The sequence below is a fragment of the Nonomuraea sp. NPDC005983 genome, assembly GCF_040614375.1.
Lineage (GTDB): Bacteria > Actinomycetota > Actinomycetes > Streptosporangiales > Streptosporangiaceae > Nonomuraea.
Map to the genome: position 1 here is coordinate 20,877 of NZ_JBEXUP010000006.1, position 17,720 is coordinate 38,596.

Genomic DNA, 17,720 nt, shown 5'->3' on the forward strand with positions numbered 1-17,720 from the left:
GCGGACCCTAGGATCGGCTCTGGAGGCTGCTGCGAGCGCACGGCTGAGTGGGGCTGTCACGAAAGGGCGCCCGTTCCCCGAGGAGCACACGATGAGGACGTACTTCGAGCCGGAAGAGGCCGAAGAGTTCGACGCGGCCAAGGACCTACTGATCCGCCGCTGCCTGGCCTGGGCCGAGGAGCGCGGCATGCGGGCCGAGGAGGTGGTGCTGTCGGCTGCGCTGGATTCCCGGCACCACGCCCTCGACGGGCGGCTGGCCTACTGGGGTCCGGAACAGGTGCGCCGATTCCTGCTGAGATGGCTTCCCCAGCACGTCGTCGCCTCCCCGGACGTCCTCGACACCGCGCCCGACACCCTGCTGACGCTGCTGCGCTACCTCGCCGCGACCGGGCTGCGCGATCCTCGCGGCGGCCCTCTGGCGGAGGTGGAGGCGGCCGTCGCCGCGTCCGCCGCGGAGTATCCGGACGCGCTGGCCGACCCGCTCCGGCAGGGCCTCGGGAAGTTCTGGGCGCAAGTGGCGCACGACAGCGGCGTCGACCTGACCGACCAGCGGGCGCTCGACCGACTCCAGCGCGACATCGACGCCGGGCGGGTGCCGTACGACGCCGACCTGCTCGACAAGCTGGTGGAAGCCCGCCTCACCAGCCCCGAGCTGGAGGAGGAGCGGGCCTTCAGCCAGCCTCCGCTGGTTCTGCCGCCCGCCGCGGAGCTCGCCGAGGCGGCGGCGGGAAGCGAGATCGTGCGGCGGCTCACCGCCCTGACCGGCTGGGTGGGGCCTGACGGGCGTCCGCTCACCGCTGCCGGGAACCTGCGCCTGGCCGACGCCCGCGACCTGGCCGGACTGCTCGGCACCGGCGAGCAGGATCTGAAGGTCCGCAGCTCGGCCGAGCTGCGTCAGGTGAACCTCCTGCTCACCTGGGCGAAGAAGGCCCGCCTGGTCCGGGTGACCAAGGGACGCCTGGTGCGGGTGGCGAAGGCCGCACCCGTCCTGCGCGATCCGGAAGCCCTGTGGCGGCGCGCGTTCGAGGCGATCTTCGATCTGGGCGCCGAGATCGGCGCGCCCGCCTCACCCTGGGACGTCCCCTCGATGCTGGTCGAGACCTTCGACGAGACGCTGCCGGACGTGTTGAACACCGTGTACGGCATGCCCAGCCCCGTTCCCGTGCTCCGTCTCCAGGAGACCGTCTGGCTGTCCCTTCAGGACTACTTCGTGTACGGGCCCGACGTGAGCCCCGACGTGGACGACATCTGGCGGGAAGACGCGGACGAGGACCTGCTCGCCACCTTCGAAGTGCTCGCCGAACTGGGCGCCGTGGAGCTGACCCACGGCGTCCCCGACGAGCTGTACTCCAGCGACCTCGACGACGACGACCAGCCACTACCGCGTGAGGCTCGCGAGCGGCTGCTGTCACGCCTGGTCGAGCCGGGCCTGCTGGTCCAGCTGACGCCCCTGGGCCTGCGCGGCATGCGGGAGCGGATGCTCGCCGAGGGCCGCGACGTCCCGCTGGTCGGGGAGCTGGCCGATGCCCAGCCGGCCGAACTCCTGGGGGTGCTCGCGCAGCATTACACCCCTGAGACCGCCACCGTCGAACTCGAAGGCTGGCTCGCGGCCCACGGGAACGACGTCGAGCCGCTCCTGGACGCCGTCCGCGCCTGCCCGTTCCGCACCCGGGCGGCGGCCATGCTTCGCACCCTGGCGGAGTCACGCCCCGACGGCCGCTCGATGCTCCGGCGCCTGCGCCGCGACCCGGCGCTCGGCCCCATCGCCGTCACGGAGCTTCTCGACTCCGGAGACCTGACCCCCGAGGACCTCGCCCCCGACGAGCAACTGCCGCTGATGGCTGAGGGGCTGCTCGCCGTCCTGGAACTGGGCGGCCCGGACATGGTCATGGAACAGCTCACGGAACTGGCGGGAAACGACGCCCTCGACCTGGTCGAGACGGTCCTGGCCGCCGGCCACCCCGCCACGGAGTCCATGGCGGACCTGCGCGCCCTGGTGGCCGAACCTCTGAGGTCCCGACCCCGCCGCCTACGCCTCCACTCCACCCACGCCCCCGGCTCCCGCGGCCGCCACACCGGCCGCGGGAAGCGGAGGAAGCGCTAGGTCGCAGCGTCACCGTGTGCCTACAGCCTGGATGCCTTGTTCTCCAGAACACCGTTTCATGCTCCGTGAGCTGCGATATGCGCAAATAGGGGGCATAGTGGTCTGGTGTCGCTGAGGGAGGAGAGCTGGTTGGGGCCAAAGGGAGACGACGGCTACTACGCCAACTGGACCGGCCTCCGTCGCCGCGGGGAGGACGCCCGGGAGGAGGCCGAGTACGTCGCGACCGTACGCGACGACCTGCGGGCCCTGTTCGCGGCGGAGAGCAACCCCCTGGGCGGCGACCAGTACGGCGCGGAGCTGGCCAAGACCTTCCCGGCGGACAAGGCGGCGATCTTCGACCTGTTCGCCGACTACATCGACGACCTCGACGGAATCAGGGACGGGTTGGTAAACGGCGCCAAGGGGTACGAGAACGCCGATAACCCCGAGGGCTGATCTCTTTGTGGCTCGATGGGATGGGGATCCCCGAATGGCTGCGGCCCTGGGTCGGCTGGGTGGTCGGCACCGACTGGCCGGAGGCCGACGAGCGGGTGCTGTTCCGGCTGGCCGACGGCTGCGTGCTGGCCGCGCGGAAGGTCGTGGTCGGGGCCGGCGGTGACGGGGCCCGGCTGGCCGACAGCGTCCAAGGGGAGTGGGACGGCGAGGCGCTGAAGGCGTTCGCCAAGCGGGTCGGCGAGGTCGTCGGCGGGCGGCAGGCCAAGCTGGTGGGGCAGCTGGTGGCGCTGGCCCGGGGGCTCAACGGGCTCGGCGTGCAGGTGCAGTACACCAAGCGGATGATCAAGCTGGCCGTGCTGCTGTTCATCGTGCAGATGGCGTGGCTGGTGTGGGCCCTGGCCAACCCCGTGGGCGGCCTGACCGCGGCGGCGACGTTCGGCGTGCGGGCGCAGGCGGCGCGATGGACGGTACGGCAGTTCGCGCAGCGTCTGCTGATGAACGTGGCGTTCTTCGGCCTGCTGATGGGCGGGATGGACCTGTACGTGCAGGCGTCCCAGACGCGGCGCGACGGCATCGACTGGGCGCAGGTGGGGTCCTCGGCCGGCATCGGGGCGCTGACGGGCGGGCTGCTCACCGGGCTGGCATGGGCGCTGCCGACGCGGTCGCTGTGGATGCTGATGGGGCATTCGGGGGTGGCGTCGGCGGGTGCGACGCTGGCGGCGGAGGCGATGAGCGGGCGACCGATCGACTGGGAAGTAGTGGCCAAGGGGTTCACCTCGGGGGTGCTGGGCGGGGCCGATGCGCACTGGGCAAGCTGGAGCCCGCACGGCGGAGGCCACCCGCCACCCCGCGGAGGCGATCCCGGCACGCCTCCCCGAGCTCTCGGTGGGGCCGAGACCACCGTCCCGATCCGGATCCGCGACGGCGACGACGCCATGCCCGCCCCGCCGCACCGGCCGGACCTCGCCGACCCGGCGACGTACGCCGTACCGGAGGGGACCGTGGCGCGTGCCGCGGACGGAACGTCCGAGCGTCAGACGGCCCTGGCCACCGCGCACCCGGAGCCCACCGCGCACCGGGCGCCACGGGCCGGCGACATCGACCAGATGATCAACTGGGGGCGAAACGCCGAAGGGGGCGAGAGCGCCGGCGGCCCCGGATCGATCATCGACCCCCTGGCGCACCACTTCGGCCGGGACGGTGACAGCCCGGCCGCCGCCTCCCCCGAGCCTCCGCCGCGGGCGGAGGGGCCCCGGGCAGAGGGGCAGCCCCGGCCGGCCCCGGAGCTCACGGCCAGGCAGCAGGAGCTGATCAGGCAGTCCAGGCATGAGGTGGCGGCGGGCGTCTGGTACCGGGACCCGGCCACGCACGTCATGCCGACGGCGGACCCGAGGCTGCTGCGGCCCACCGACGGCATCCTGGACGTCGGGATCGCCGGTGACGGCACGCACTTCCTGATCGGCGAGCAACGGCTCACCGCCACGGACCTGGGCACCATGCTCGCCCACGACCCCCGGGTGCTGGCCGACCCGGACGCGGCTCTACGCGTACTCGGCTGCGAGACCGCCACCAACCACCGCCTGCTCCAGGACCTGGCGAACACGACCGGCCGCGAGATCATCGCGGGCGACCGGCTCGTCTACATCGGCGCCGACCGCCAGGCGCACACCGCCGCCGTCCAGGGCTACACCCCCGATGGCCGCCCGATCTTCCCCGGCCGCGACGACGGCGCCTGGCACCGGGCCGTGCCGGAGTCGCGCGTCCTGCCGCCCGAGCGCCCCGCCCAGGTGCCCGTCGTCTGGCCCGAGCCGGAGCGCGGCCTGACCGCCGACACCGTCCAGGCGGCCGCGGCCGCCCATGAGAGCCAGTGGCACGAGCTGGGCGCCGGCAGCGAGGGGCTGGCGGACCTGTTCACGCTGGACGACGGCACCGGCGTGGTCAGGAAGATCATGCACGGGGACGCCAAGCAGGTCGCCACCGAGCTGGTGGTGTCGCAGGTCGCGAAGAGCATAGAGGCGCCGGTCGCGGACGCCAGGCCGCACCCTGGCCGGCCCGACGCCGTCCTGATGGAGTACGTCCCGGGCCGGACGCCCATGGGGGCGGACGTGCGGTTCCGGCCGGGGGCGGTCCTGCTTGAGCTGCTCGACGTGCTGGTCGTCAATCTCGACAGGCATCGGGGCAACCTGCTTTTAACCGTCGACGGCCTCTTCGGGATCGACCACGGGCGATCGTTCAACCTCAAGTTCAGCGGCCTCGACGTGTACGAGCACCTGCTGTTGCGCGGCAACTTCCTTGGCCGGCGCCCTGACGGAACGTTCGGCTGGATCGACAACCCGCTGACCAGGCAGGACGTCGAGCTCATGACGGAACGCCTGCACGGGCTGCGCACCGAGTTCGAGCGGCATGACATGCTGCGCGAGTACGACGTCATGATGGACCGGCTCTACCACGTGGCCCGGCACGCGACCGGCGACACCCCGCTCATCGCCCACCCACAGGACCGGGCGGGCGGCGCCCAGCAGCACTTCGGCCGGGACACCGAGCCGGCGCGCACCGTGTACCGGGATGAGGACATCCCGGTCAGAAGGTTTCAGCCGGGCAAGGAGTTCACGCTGCCCGAGACGGTCGTCAGCGGGCTGGCCTACAACATCAACCACCGCGCGCCCCTGGAGGTCGTCACCTACTCCAGGACGGGCCGGGACCTCGGCGACGGCCGGGTGGCCCACGCCCCGGGCACCAAAATGAAGATCATCGGCGCCCACCACCAGGCCTTCCGCGCGCCCGACGGACAGCCGGGCACCAGGCTCTTCATGGTAGAGCTCGGCCCGGAGCCGCTGCCGGTGCGACAGGCGCCCGACCTCCAGCCGCGGCATCGGGAGCTGATCGAGCGGTTCAGGCAGGAGACCGACTCCGGCGTCTGGTACCGGGACCCCACCGCCACGACGATGCCGACGGCGGACCCGAGGCTGCTGCGGTCCACCGACGGCATCCTGGACGTCGGGATCGCCGGCGATGGCACGCACTTCCTGATCGGCGAGCAACGACTCACCGCCAGAGACCTGGGCACCATGCTGGTGCACGACCCGCGACTGCTCGCCGACCCGGACGCGGCCCTGCGCGTACTCGGCTGCGAGACCGCCACCAACCACCGCCTGCTCCAGGACCTGGCGAACACGACCGGCCGCGAGATCATCGCGGGCGACCGGCTCGTCTACATCGGCGCCGACCGTCAGGCGCACACCGCCGCTGTCCAGGGCTACACCCCCGATGGCCGCCCGATCTTCCCCGGCCGCGACGACGGCGCCTGGCACATCGCCGTGCCCGATACCAGGATCGAACCCCCTGCGGTGGCCGCCGACGTTCGCCCGGCCGGGCAGCACCTGCCGGCCGTCCCCGAGGCGCTGCACCGGGCCGCCGAATCGGAGGACGTCAACCACGTCCCGCTGGGCAGGGGTGAGGACGGGGCGGTCGACCTCGTCCTGGACGACGGCCGGCCGCTGGCCGTCAAGAAGGTCATGCACAGCGGAGCCCAGCGCCTGGCCCGCCTGGAGGCGGTGGTCTCGCAGGTGGGGCGGGCGATCGAGGCCAACGTCGCGCACGTCATCCTCGACCCGTACAAGCGCGGCGCCGTGATCGGCGAGTACATCGAGGGCTCGTCCGCCATGGAGATAGCGCACGCCCTGCCCGGCTATCGCACCCGGCGGGACGCGATCCTCATCGGGCTGCTCGACATTCTGACCGGCAACGTGGACCGGCACGCGGGCAACCTGCTGGTGACCGACGACGGCCGGCTCTTCGGCATCGACCACGCACGGGCGTACAACTCCGAGGGGCTCAGGATCTACAGGGGCCAGCCGTTCGCCCGGAACTTCTTCGGGCGGCGGCCCGACGGCCTGTTCGGCTGGGTCGACAACCCGCTCACCAGGAGCGACATCGAGCTGATCACCCAGCGAATCCAGGCGCTGCGCCCCGAGTTCGAGCGGCACGACCTGCTGCGCGAGTACGAGTTCACGATGGACCGCCTCTACCACGTGGCGGAGCATGCGACGGGCGACACCCCGCTGATCGCGACGGAGACGGGCCCGGCCGGACGGACGGAGCACCACTTCGGCTGGGACTAGCACGGCGGGGAGGTCACCATGCACACCGGCGGACACGTGCACGTCGGCGTCCCCGACTACGGCACCTCGGTGGCCGACCACGTGCGGCTGCTCAAGCTCTACCACGGGTACGAGGACGTTCCCGAGGCAGGCCGACAGGGACCAGCTCGCCGCCCTGTTCGCGGTCACCCGCTGGCAGCCCCCTGAGGACGTGATGAGACAGATGCTGGAGGATTGACGGCGTGAGCCCACGCATCAGGAACACCTCGGCCGCGCAGGCCCCACCGGCCGACGACCTCTCGCTGCTGCGGAGCCTGCACCAGGCCGGAGTCGTCCGGCTGAGCGGGGTGCGCGGCGCATGAGCACGCTGAAGGTGCTGGAGGTCAGGTCGGGCGACGTGCTCGGCACGTTCACCCAGGAGCCCGATGGGCGGCTGGAGTTCAGCTCGGCCGAGATCCGCTCGATGGTCGAGACCATGGCCACGGCTCGCGGCTGGACCTCGCAGGAGACGTTCGACGAGCTGCGCGGGTGGAGCAACGGCTACGTGCAGATCATGCCCGCGCTCACGCTGGCCAAGGTGTTCGACGGGGTACGTGACGGCGAGCCGTACTTCCTGCCCGACCATCCGCGCGACGACGACCCCCGCCTGGCCGCGTACCTGAAGGCGGGCACCCCGATCCTGTCGACCACCGGGACGAACGTCGACTTCCTCGACCCCGCGCGCGGCGAGGTGGTGCCGCTCACCTTCCGCACCGACGGCACCTGGATCTGGACCGACACCATCACCTACTACCTCGAAAAGCATCGCATCCGTCCCGACGAGGGGTTGTGCGCGCACATCGCCGCCCAGGGATACCGGTGCCCCCGGGTGGACGAGGCCACCGCCCGCCACGCGATCGAGGAGCTGCGGCGCGGCTAGCCCGACGCTCGCAGGCGGGGGAGGATGTCAAAGCTGGTCGTAGACGAGGAGCCCGTCGTCGCGGAGGCGGGCGCCGGAGGTCGGCTGGTGGTCGGTGAGCCCGCCGTCGTGCGCCAGGTGCAGCACGTGCGCGTGCCGGGCCAGGACGGCGAAGTCGGCGATGAGCTGCCGGTGGCAGCGCCACCACACGGCCTCGGCGCACATCACCGCCGTGCGGGCGGTGGCCGCCTGCCGCAGCAGCTCGTCCATGGCGGCGACGAAGTCGGGGTGGCGGGTGTGTCCGGCGTACCCGCGGAAGGAGGCGTTCCTCCAGAAGACGTCGGGTGAGTCCGGCGCGGCCTCGCGGAAGCCGCCCAGCCGCTTCTCCCACCGGTAGTCGAGCCCGGCTGCCGGCATCCACCTGCTCAGGGAGTCGCGTCCGGCGTCCGGGTTGCGCCGGCTGCCGGGAGCGGTCCGGACGTCGACGACGGCCTGGACGCCGGCGCCCTGCAGGAGCTCGGCCAGCTGCTCGCGGGTGGCGAGGCCGTGCCCGAACGTCACCAGAGTCGTGGAGCTCTGCTGCTCCCGTGCCTGCATGCGACCGAGTCTGTCACCAGCCCGGCCCCGGGCCCCGTCTCCGGGGTGCGTGTCACCCGGTCAGGGGAGTTTGGCGACGGTGAGGAGGGCGGCGGAGTCCTCCAGCGCCTCCAGGCTGTGGCGGGACGGCGGCACCGCCAGGAAGTCCCCGGCCATCCCCTCCCAGGAGACGTCGCCGCTGCGTAGCCGGATCCGTCCGTGCAGCACGGTGAGGGTCGCCTCGCCGGGGTTCTCATGCTCGGCCATCGACGTGCCCGCTGTCAGGGTGATGAGGGTCTGGCGCAGGACGTGTTCGTGGCCGCCGAAGACGGTTTCGGCGCTGCGCCCGGTCGAGGAGGCGGCGGCGCGCTTCAGATGCTCCCGCACGAGCGCGTCCAAGGAGATTTTCTGCATGCGACCGAGTCTGTCAGGAGCCCGTATCCGAGCCGCGGATCCCGACGCGTGACACGAGATCCTTCCTGATCACCGGAGGCGGCCGGCGGTAACAGCCCGGCCACGACAGGCGGAATATCACGATTAAGGGGCCATAATCCTGTCCTGCCGTCGGCGGCTGGAGAGGGCGGGGGACGGGATGGCCGGGAGTTCCAGGGCGGTCAAGGTGACCGTGGCGCGGGTCGCCGCCGTCGCCACGGCGGTGGTGTCCCCGATCCTCGCGGCGGCCGCGTTAATGATCTTCGCGCGGCTGCCCGGGGAGTGGCAGCCCGCGACCATCGCCACCCCCCAGACGGCCGCCGCCCTGACGTTCCCCGCCGTCGGCGCCTTCCTCCTCTTCCAGCGGCCCCGCCTCAACATGGCCTGGCTGATGTGCGGCGGCGGCCTGGCGGGCGGCGTCAGCGACTTCACCCAGGCGCTGATGCTCCGCGTCGCCGCCGACGGCGACATCGTCACGGCCGGCTACCTGCGCCTCCCCGGCCAGGTCGGGTGGGCGGCGTGCGGCCTGACACTCACGACCCTGGTGCCGCTGTACTCGCCCGACGGGCGGCTGCCCTCCCCGCGCTGGCGCCTGGCCGTTTGGCTGGGCACGGCCGCCCTCACGACCGAGATGGTCCGCGCGATCTTCCGCCCGGACCCGCCCGCCGCCGACTACCCGTTCCCGTCGTCATCCACAACCCCCTGCAGATTCCCGCGCTCGCGCCGTACAACGACACGATCTCCACGCTCGCGTGGACGGCCATCTACGTCTCGATGGCGGTGGCGGCGCTCTCCCTGGCCCTGCGGCTGCGGCACGCCGACCCGGTCGGGCGACGTCAGATCGGCTGGCCGCTGTTCGCGTTCACCGGGTACATCGTGTTCCTGGTCGTGGGTGTGTTCGCGTCCCAGCTGGCGTGGCTCGCGATCGCCTGGGCGGCGCTCATCCCCGTCGCCGTCGCGTTCTCGGTGATGCGCTACCGGCTCTACGGGATCGACACCGTGATCAGCCGGGCCTTCGTCGCGGCCGGGCTGCTGGTCGTCGTCAGCGCCGTCTACTTCGGCGTCGGCGCGGTGTCGAGCCTGCTGGTCTCCGGCTACGACCAGGTCGCCGGGCTCGCGTCCGCGCTGTTCGCGGGGGCGTCCTTCCAGCCGCTGCGGCGCGCGCTGCAACGGGCCGTCGACCGCCTGCTGTACGGACGCGTCGGCGACCCCCGCGTGCTCGCCGAGCGGCTGACCCAGGCGGTGCGCAGGGGCGACCCGGCCGAGGCACTGACGTCCGTGCTGAGCGTGCTGCGCGACGGGCTCGCCGTCGAGGGCGTCGCCGTCGAGGTGGCCGACGGCAAGCCCCAGTACGTCGAGAACGGGCGGGTGGGGGACGCCGCCCGCGAGGTGCCGCTGGTCTGGCACGGCGAACGGGTCGGCCGCCTGCTCGTCGGCCCGCCCGGCCCGCGCCGCTTCCCCGCGGCGCACGACGAGCGGGTGCTCGCCACGCTCACGCCGTACGCCGCCGACGTCGCGCACGCCGTGCGCATGTCCGCTGACCTGCAACGTTCCAGAGAGCGCATCCTGACCGCCCGGGAGGAGGAACGCCGCCGCCTGCGGCGCGACCTGCACGACGGGCTCGGCCAGACCCTGTCGGGCATGGCCATGGCCATCAACATCGCCCGCAGCACCCTGAAGAACTCCCCAGACTCGGCCGACGCCCTGCTCCAGGAGCTGCGCTCCGGCATGGACGCGGTCACCGGCGACATCCGCGAACTCGTCTACGGCCTGCGCCCGCCGGCCCTCGACGACCTCGGCCTGGCCCGCGCGGTCCGGGAACTGGCCGGACAGTCCGCCGAGGTAGCGGTCGAAGGGGACCTGTCGGAGCTGCCGGCGGCCGTCGAGGTGGCCGTCTACCGGATCGTCCAGGAAGCCCTCACCAACATCCGGCGTCACGCCCAGGCGAGCCGCGGTCGCATCGTCCTCCAACGCGACCGGTCCGCCCTGCGGGTGCAGGTGAGCGACGACGGGCGCGGCCTGCCCGAGGCGCGCCGCTCGGGCGTCGGCCTCACCTCGATGCGCGAGCGCGCCGCCGAACTCGGCGGCATCTGCGTCGTCACCAGCGAACCGGGCAAGGGCACCCGCGTCGAGGTCATGCTGCCTCTCTCCGCCCCCGAGCCGTCCCAGGCAACGGACGAGAGCTCGACCTTGGTCGGCACGGCTCAGAGAGAAGACCGAAACCGGGCTTGAGCCTCCTCGGAGCACCAAGCCGTCACCGGTTGACGGCCGGAACTCCCGGCGTTAGCCGAAGAGGGTGAAGCCGGTGTAGCTGGGGCGAGCAGGACGTGTGGCGGCTGGGACGGCCGGTGTTTCCTGGCGCGTCAGGTGGCGTGGCGGTGGCGCAGGTTGCTCGGGGCGGTGCCGCGCACGCGCTTGAAGGCGGCGCTGAAGGTGAACGGGTCCCGGTAGCCGACGCGGCGGGCCACGGCGGCGATCGTGGTGGCCGGCTCCTGGAGCAGGTCGGCGGCGAGCGTCATCCGCCAGTCGGTGAGGTAGGTCAGCGGCGGGCGGCCGACGAGGGCGGTGAACCTGCGGGCGAAGGCCGCTCTGGACATGCCCGCCGCGCCGGCCAGCGTCGCCACCGTCCACGGCCGGTCGGGGTGGCGGTGCAGCAGGTGCAGGACGGGCCCGATCCTGGGGTCGGCCAGGGCCAGGTAACCCGCCGGCGGCCGCGCGTCGGGATGGGCGAACCAGGATCGCAGCACCCGGACCAGCAGCAGGTCGAGCAGCCGGTCCAGGGTGGTTTGCTGGCCTGGCCGGTTACCGGCGATCTCCGTGGCCAGCAGGTCGAGCAGCGGCGCGAACTGCGGCTCGTGCGGGACCACCAGCGCGCCAGGCAGCGAGTGGAGCAGGCGCCTGCACACGTTGCCGTGCATCGAATACGCCGCGGTGACCACGACGTCGCTGCCGTCGGCCGCGCCGTAGGTGCGGGTAGCCACCTTGAAGTGGTCGCCCGCGCTCGCCGGATCCTCGCCCGCCGCGTAGCACAGGTTGTCGGCGTTGATGAAGACCTGGGGCGCGGTCTCGGGCTGGTCGGCCAGTGTGCAGGCGCCGCTGCCCTCGGCCAGGACGAGGCCGACGCTGCCGCGGCCGAGCGGGAGCGGGCGCCCTCTGGCGGGAACGATCCAGCCGTCGCCGCGCAGCATGGTGACCAGCATCAGCGGGGCGGGCTTGACGAAGCGCAGCGACCACGGCGGGGTCCCGATTGACTGGGCGAACAGCGCGCCGTGCGCCCTGACCGTCGAGAGGTAGTCGTCGAGCAGATCCATGCCCGAGACGATGCCATATGCCCCCACGTGTTCTGACCATGTTCCGTCTCAGGCCGGTACGGTTGGCTCGGGATCATGAACTTCACCAGCACCGCACCGATCCTCGTTCTCGGCGGGCGTGGCAAGACCGGGCGCAGGGTCGTCGCCCGCCTCACCGACCTCGGCCTGCCCGTGCGGGCGGCCTCTCGATCTGCCTCGGCCCACCACTCCTCCTTGGCCAGGTTCGACTGGGACGACCCCGGCACCTGGGCGTCAACGCTGGACGGCGCCGGCGCCGTCTACATCGTCTTCCCCAACGAGCATCCGGACATTGCGACTGTCCAGGCCTTCGCCGCCGCGGCGGCAGACGGCGGGGTCAGGCGTCTGGTGCTGCTGTCGGCCAGGGATGCCGACTACGCGGGCGAGCCCTTCGCCGAGCGGGCGGTGCGGGAGTCGGGCCTGGAGTGGACGATCCTGCGGCCGTCCTGGTTCGCGCAGAACTTCAGCGAGGGCCTGTTCGCCGGCGCCGTACAGGCGGGCGAGCTCGCTCTTCCCACCGGGGAGGGCAGGGAGGCGTTCGTGGACGCCGAGGACATCGCCGACGTCGCCGTGGCCGCGCTGGCGCAGGACGGGCACGCGGGACAGGTCTACGAGCTGTCGGGACCGCGGCCGCTGTCGTTCGGCACGGCCGTCTCGATGATCGCCGAGTCCAGCGGGCGGAGCATCCGCTACCGCCACGTCGAGCCAGCCGCCTACGCCGCCGAACTGGCGACGTGGGGCGTGCCCGCCGACCTCGCCGACATCCTGGCCCGGCTGTTGGAGGCGATCGGGCACGGCTCCGGAGACTACGTCAGCGACGGCGTCCAGCGCGCGCTCGGCCGCGAACCGCGCGCCTTCGAGGAGTACGTGAAAGCGGCCTGGACCTGACCGGCTGAGCAGACGAGGGACTGCGGCCTTTCAGAGTTTCCGGCAGTACAGGGCGTCCGGCGTGCCGTACCGGCCGACACCTTGTCCTGATCGGTGGCGGACTTGCCGGCGCCGAACTCGCTGATCCACACAGGGGCGGTGAAATGCCGGTCCGGAGTTGTCGCCACGTAGGTGGCGGTGTCGCGCATGACCGCGAACAGGGCTCAGGCGTGGACGCTGTCCATGAGGGCCAGGTAGCCGTCCTCCAGGGTGGGTTCGGCAGGCCGGGCGCCGAGGTCCGGTGGTGCGGACGCGATGATCCGGTAGCGCATGCCCGTGCCCTCAGGCAGGGCGGATACGACCCGGCCGCTGGTGGGCGCGGCGCCTGACGTCGTCACTGTCCACACCCGCTGGTGGGCGTGGGAGACCAGGTCGGCCACCGAGCCCTGGAACGCCAGGCGGCCCCTGGCCAGGACCGCGAGGTGCTGGCAGGTCTGCGCGACGTCGTCCACGATGTGCGTGCTGAGCAGGACCGTGCGGTTCCCGGCCAGCTGCGACAGGAGCATGCGGAACCGGATCCGCTCCTCCGGGTCGAGCCCCGTGGTCGGCTCGTCCACGACCAGCAGGCGGGGGTCGGCCAGCAACGCCTGCGCGACGCCGACCCGGCGCAGCATGCCGCCGGAGAAGCCCTTGAGCCTGCGGTCGGCGGCGTCGGAGAGCGCGACCAGCTCCAGCAGCTCGCTGATCCTGCGCCGCCGCTCCGGCCTGGAGTGCAGCCCCTTGAGCAGGGCGATGTAGTCGAGGAAGCGGCGGGCGGTCAGGTCCGGATAGACGCCCAGGTCCTGCGGCAGGTAGCCGAGCGTGCGCTGGACGGCCAGCCGTCCCTCCGCGGTCGCAAGGTCGTGACCGCCGACGAGCACCCGGCCCGAGGTGGGCCTGAGCAACCCGGCCAGGATGCGCATGAACGTGGTCTTGCCCGCGCCGTTCGAGCCCAGCAGGCCGTAGATGCCGGTCGGGACGTCGAGGTGGAGATCGTCCAGGGCGCGTGCGCCGTCCTTGTAGGTCTTGGTCAGGCCGGTGACTTCGATGCGCATGTCAGGACTCGCTTCGGGACGCGTGGAGACGGACGACGGAGAGCAGGGCCACCGTGAGCGCGACCATCAGGCCCACCCACAGCAAGGCGACGGCCGGGGTGGCCTCCGGACGCAGGAAGTCGAGCACGGCAGGAGGGGCGTCCGCATATTCGAGGTCGCCGGGCAGGTACTCGAGCGAGCGTGGCGCGACCGCGTTCCTGACGTACTCGCCGGTCGCCGTGAGGATCGTGTGCGACAGGGTGGGCAGCAGGTCCTTCGGGATGAGGTTGCCCCAGAACCAGTAGGCCACGAACAGGACGCGGAACACCATCGGCGGCACCAGCAGCGGCCCCGCGAACGCCAGCGCGCCGACGAAGAGCAGCCCCGGCAGGACGGACCCCAGGAAGAACAGCGTCGCCCAGCCCAACGCCGAAGGCTTCCCCTCGGCGACCACGTAGAGCAGCACCCGGCCGAAGTAGGCCAGGGCGAACGGCACGGCGGTCGCCGCGCACACCCCCAGATACCTCCCCACCAGCCGCGCGGTCCGGCCGGTCGGCGTGGCGTCCAGGATCGAGTCGACGCGCAGCAGCCGGTCGCGTTGCGGCCGGTCGGCGAGCATGCACCCGTAGACGATCGGCAGCAGCAGGACGAGGAGCTCGGCCGCGGTCGCCATCGCCCTCCTGGGCACGTGCGCGTCGTTCAGCCCCAGGTCCAGCGACCAGTACGACAGCGTGGCGACGAGCACCGCGAAGACCAGGCCGTAGACGATCCACAGCGACGGGCGGCGGATCTGCATGACGAACTCGTAGCGCAGGGTGGCGATCATTCGGTCTCCCCTCTGAGGACGCGCTCGGCGTTCCCGAGCAGGAACCACGCCCCGGCGACCATCGCCAGCGCGGTGGACAGCAGGAACAGGCGGTTGACCGGCCAGTCGGGCAGCCTGGAGGTGGTGGCGAACAGGTGCAGGAGGCGGTAGGTCGCGTTGTCCGACAGGGTGCCGCCGATCAGCTGCTCGCCCGTCCAGACGATGCCGACCAGGGACGCGGCCGCCGCGGTGCTGCGCAGGGCGGTTGCCGAGAAGAACCCGACCGCTGCCAGCCAGAGCGCGGGAGCCAGCCAGACGAGCTGACCGGCCAGCCCGCCGTACTTGAACGTCCACCAGCCGGAGGCCATCAGCGCCGCCGAGACGGACAGCGCGCAGAGGGCGGTGCAGCCGAGCGCCACAGCCAGGCGGCGCAGCAGAGCGGGACGGTACCCGTGAGCGACGCTCAGCCGGATCTCGGCCGCCGGATCGCGGCCGGGCAGCGAGGCGGCGACCACCCCTGCCAGGAGCGGCACCCCCATCTCCAGGGCGCCCATCAGGAACCAGCGGGTGTTCTCCACGCGCGAGCCGAGCCGGGTGCCGAAGACGGCGAGCAGCAGGGTGAGGACGGCGAGCACCGGAGGCCCCAGCAGGGCGGCCAGCCCTGCCCGCCTCGCCTCGTACATCCAGAGATCCAGGGGTTTCACGGACGGTGGGTAGCGCCGCCTCGCCGCATCGGTTCAACGCGACCCGCCAGCGCGATGGCGGCGGCGGTGAGCAGCCCGGCCAGGCCGAGCGTCAACGGACCGCTCGACCAGATCAGCTGGACTTCTGGTGGAATCGGCAGATCCGTATGGGACAGCGCGAGCACACTCCAGACGGCCAGCGCCACCCCCGTCGCGCCCCCCGGATGCCAGCACACCGACAGCAGCAGGCTGAGACCGGCGAGGAGCGCCATGGGCCCCAGCCAGGCGGCGACCAGCGTGGCCACCCCCGTGGCAGGTCCCCCGGCCACGGCCAGCACGGCGGAGGTGAGCAGCGCCAGCGCCAGGTCGTACCCGAACACCAGCGTGACCCGCGCCAGCAGCAGGACTCGCGGCGACGTGGGAGTGACCGCGACGACCTCGAAGGCGCGATCGCGCTCCGGCCCGTACAGGCCCGCCACCCCGACCCCGGCGACCAGCGGAGCCCCCAGGCTGAGGACGGCCTCCAGAACCACCCCCCTCACCAGGGAGAACCCCACGCACACGGCCATGACCACGAACGACGCGGCCCAGACCCTCGGATTCAGCAGCCGCGCCTCCACCACCAGTAGCTGCCAGGCCCGCCGCGGCGCCGACACGGTGTGCGCGCGCACGTCCCCGAGCCCACCGTCCACCGCGGACGCCCTCAGGACCGCCGGGACGATCTGGTCCGCTGGCGGCGGAGCGGGCACCCCGTCCAGCTCAGGCCATCTGTTCATCAAGGCTCTCCCTGAGTTTCGTACGAGCGTGGTGCAGGCGGCTCTTCACCGTGCCGACCGGGATGCCCAGCACGTCGGCGATGTCCTGGTGCGCCATGTCGTCAAGGAAGTGGAGCACGACCACCTCGCGCTGCGCGAGCGGCAGGCGGGCCAGCGCCGCCTCCAACCAGTCGCCTCCGACGGCCAACTCCTCCGGCCCGGGGAGACCGTCGGCCCGGTCACATGGCTCGGCGGCGGCAGGCGGCGGAACCCGTCGTAACCGGTTGTGCGCCTGACGGCGAGCCACCCCGAACAGCCACGTACTCACGCTGGACCGCCCCTGGAACGTCCCGGCTGAGCGCCACACGGCGAGCAACGTGTCCTGAAGGATCTCCTCCGCCGTCCCCCGGTCACCGGCCAGCCGGAACAGGAAGGCGAACAGCGGCCCGCCGTACCGCTCATACAGCTCGGACAGCGCACCGGCATCCCCCTCGGCCACCCGCACCAGAACGCCCGCATCCGGCTCAGTCCCCTTCATCGGTATGTGAGTAGCACCACCACCCCCTTCCGGTTCACTCAACCGACAACGTTTGAAGACACTCGACACGTTGTTCATACTTCGAGTGACACCCGACGTAAGGAGGGACCGCGTGCTGTACGTCTTCGGCTTCGAGCGGATCGGCGTGGCCGTGAGCAACATCTACTTCGTCGACCCGAATCCGAGCAAGGGGCAGGAAGGAGCCGAGAGAGGCGTACGTCTCGAAGTACGCATGCTCGAACAAGGGCAGCTGAAAGGGTCCATCTACTCCGCGCGACCCATCCACGTCGACCGTCCCATCTGGCGCGTCGATCTGCTGGAATCGGTCGCCGGACCGTACGGCAGCTTCGACCGGACCCACCATCACCCGGTCTTCAGCGAGTGGGAGCCGGGCAGGCGCGTGTTCACGAAGGAGCTGTCGAGCGACCCCCTCCACTGGTTGGCGGAGAGGTTGGCGGATCTCGACGGGGTGCTGGAGCAGGCCGGGATAGAGCGCGACGACGTGATCGCGGCGGATGTCGCCAGGGTTCGCGCGTGCGTCCCCGAAATCCTCGACAGCGTCAACCGCCTGCTCACCAGGGTGCAGAAGGGGGAGCTCGGCAGGCCGCCCGGCGACGAAGCGGCTGTCAGCGTCCGGGCCAGCTGGCTGTAGTCGCCAGATTCGGTCTGACGGGAAACCGCGCTTTGCGATCAGGAGCTAACCGAGAGAGAAACGCCGCGACCGTGACGACCAGTTGCAGGGAGCGGTGCCCATCACGTAGACGTTCCGTGCGACGACACCGGCGTCAATGCATCTCCTCGTGCTCTTCTTGGAGAAGTCCCATCCTCCCGGCGTCGATGAACACCTGGGTCTTCGGCTCGTTGTCGTGCGGGACGTTGGGAAACTCGGCTGAGCACCAGGTGGCCGCGGTGATGTCGTTGCAGGTCTTGTCGAGCGAATGCGCGCCATCAACCGGTCAGGGGTGCCATTGCGGCGGCCTGTCATGTGCGCCCGGTGAGCGTTGCACCGCCCGACCACGCCTCGGACGTGGCGCTCCCTGCAGGCTTAATCATGTGGACGGCTTTTGTCGCAGGCGCATCGTACGCTGTGCCTGTTCTCTTCCGAGTTGATGGTCAAGGAGCCAC

The 17,720-nt window shown here is 71.7% G+C and carries 17 protein-coding genes; 8 read left to right on the forward strand and 9 right to left on the reverse strand.

Annotated elements, in window-relative coordinates; translation table 11 throughout:
* The first annotated feature begins 91 nt into the window (after positions 1–91).
* The 5 genes from ABZ297_RS04940 (at position 92) to ABZ297_RS04960 (ending at position 7,558) form a co-directional block, all read left to right on the forward strand.
* Complete coding sequence (locus ABZ297_RS04940) at positions 92–2,104, forward strand: hypothetical protein (RefSeq protein ID WP_355339505.1); 2,013 nt, start codon at positions 92–94, stop codon at positions 2,102–2,104.
* A 129-nt stretch (positions 2,105–2,233) separates the two neighbouring features.
* Positions 2,234–2,539 carry a hypothetical protein gene (locus ABZ297_RS04945; RefSeq protein WP_355339508.1) on the forward strand — a complete coding sequence of 102 codons (306 nt, stop codon included), beginning with the start codon at positions 2,234–2,236 and terminating at the stop codon, positions 2,537–2,539.
* Positions 2,540–2,559: 20 nt separating this feature from the next.
* On the forward strand, positions 2,560–6,660 hold the full coding sequence (locus tag ABZ297_RS04950) for a hypothetical protein (RefSeq protein WP_355339511.1): 4,101 nt from the start codon (positions 2,560–2,562) through the stop codon (positions 6,658–6,660).
* Between the two features lie 18 nt (positions 6,661–6,678).
* Entirely contained in the window at positions 6,679–6,846 is a 168-nt protein-coding gene (locus tag ABZ297_RS04955; protein ID WP_355339514.1) for a hypothetical protein, read from the forward strand.
* A 151-nt stretch (positions 6,847–6,997) separates the two neighbouring features.
* Positions 6,998–7,558 (forward strand): hypothetical protein, encoded by a 561-nt coding sequence (locus ABZ297_RS04960; protein ID WP_355339517.1) that lies wholly within the window; start codon positions 6,998–7,000, stop codon positions 7,556–7,558.
* A gap of 27 nt (positions 7,559–7,585) precedes the next feature.
* Here the strand turns inward: ABZ297_RS04960 and ABZ297_RS04965 are convergent, their stop codons facing one another.
* The 3 genes from ABZ297_RS04965 to ABZ297_RS04975 form a co-directional block, all read right to left on the reverse strand.
* Positions 7,586–8,134, reverse strand: coding sequence for a DUF488 domain-containing protein (locus ABZ297_RS04965; protein WP_355339520.1), 549 nt, complete (start codon positions 8,132–8,134; stop codon positions 7,586–7,588).
* A gap of 60 nt (positions 8,135–8,194) precedes the next feature.
* The gene (locus tag ABZ297_RS04970) at positions 8,195–8,527 is read right to left on the reverse strand and encodes a cupin domain-containing protein (protein WP_355339523.1); all 333 of its coding nucleotides are present in this window, start codon (positions 8,525–8,527) and stop codon (positions 8,195–8,197) included.
* Positions 8,528–8,650: 123 nt separating this feature from the next.
* Positions 8,651–9,022 (reverse strand): hypothetical protein, encoded by a 372-nt coding sequence (locus ABZ297_RS04975; protein ID WP_355339526.1) that lies wholly within the window; start codon positions 9,020–9,022, stop codon positions 8,651–8,653.
* Between the two features lie 123 nt (positions 9,023–9,145).
* Here ABZ297_RS04975 and ABZ297_RS04980 point away from each other — a divergent pair, with 123 nt between their 5' ends.
* Positions 9,146–10,777, forward strand: coding sequence for a sensor histidine kinase (locus ABZ297_RS04980; RefSeq protein WP_355339530.1), 1,632 nt, complete (start codon positions 9,146–9,148; stop codon positions 10,775–10,777).
* A 131-nt stretch (positions 10,778–10,908) separates the two neighbouring features.
* On the opposite strand, the gene ABZ297_RS04985 is transcribed toward ABZ297_RS04980, so the two are convergent.
* Positions 10,909–11,856 carry an AraC family transcriptional regulator gene (locus ABZ297_RS04985; protein WP_355339533.1) on the reverse strand — a complete coding sequence of 316 codons (948 nt, stop codon included), beginning with the start codon at positions 11,854–11,856 and terminating at the stop codon, positions 10,909–10,911.
* Between the two features lie 75 nt (positions 11,857–11,931).
* Here ABZ297_RS04985 and ABZ297_RS04990 point away from each other — a divergent pair, with 75 nt between their 5' ends.
* A complete protein-coding gene (locus ABZ297_RS04990) occupies positions 11,932–12,762 on the forward strand; it encodes an NAD(P)H-binding protein (RefSeq protein WP_355339536.1) in 831 nt (276 codons plus the stop codon).
* Positions 12,763–12,965: 203 nt separating this feature from the next.
* Here ABZ297_RS04990 and ABZ297_RS04995 read toward each other — a convergent pair whose 3' ends face one another.
* Genes ABZ297_RS04995 through ABZ297_RS05015 form a run of 5 tightly spaced genes read right to left on the reverse strand, consistent with a single transcriptional unit; the run spans position 12,966 to position 16,595 of the window.
* The gene (locus tag ABZ297_RS04995) at positions 12,966–13,835 is read right to left on the reverse strand and encodes an ABC transporter ATP-binding protein (protein ID WP_355339539.1); all 870 of its coding nucleotides are present in this window, start codon (positions 13,833–13,835) and stop codon (positions 12,966–12,968) included.
* Position 13,836: 1 nt separating this feature from the next.
* Positions 13,837–14,640: a hypothetical protein gene (locus ABZ297_RS05000; protein WP_355339542.1), complete on the reverse strand. Its 804-nt coding sequence runs from the start codon at positions 14,638–14,640 to the stop codon at positions 13,837–13,839.
* The gene (locus ABZ297_RS05005; protein ID WP_355339544.1) at positions 14,637–15,323 is read right to left on the reverse strand and encodes a hypothetical protein; all 687 of its coding nucleotides are present in this window, start codon (positions 15,321–15,323) and stop codon (positions 14,637–14,639) included. Before ABZ297_RS05005 ends, ABZ297_RS05000 begins: the two co-directional genes overlap by 4 nt.
* Complete coding sequence (locus ABZ297_RS05010; RefSeq protein WP_355339546.1) at positions 15,320–16,078, reverse strand: hypothetical protein; 759 nt, start codon at positions 16,076–16,078, stop codon at positions 15,320–15,322. Before ABZ297_RS05010 ends, ABZ297_RS05005 begins: the two co-directional genes overlap by 4 nt.
* Positions 16,062–16,595, reverse strand: a complete 534-nt coding sequence (locus tag ABZ297_RS05015; protein WP_355339549.1) for an RNA polymerase sigma factor — start codon at positions 16,593–16,595, stop codon at positions 16,062–16,064. Before ABZ297_RS05015 ends, ABZ297_RS05010 begins: the two co-directional genes overlap by 17 nt.
* Positions 16,596–16,707: 112 nt before the next feature.
* On the opposite strand from ABZ297_RS05015, the gene ABZ297_RS05020 reads away from it, so the two are divergent.
* Complete coding sequence (locus ABZ297_RS05020) at positions 16,708–17,247, forward strand: hypothetical protein (protein ID WP_355339552.1); 540 nt, start codon at positions 16,708–16,710, stop codon at positions 17,245–17,247.
* Positions 17,248–17,720 lie beyond the last annotated feature (473 nt).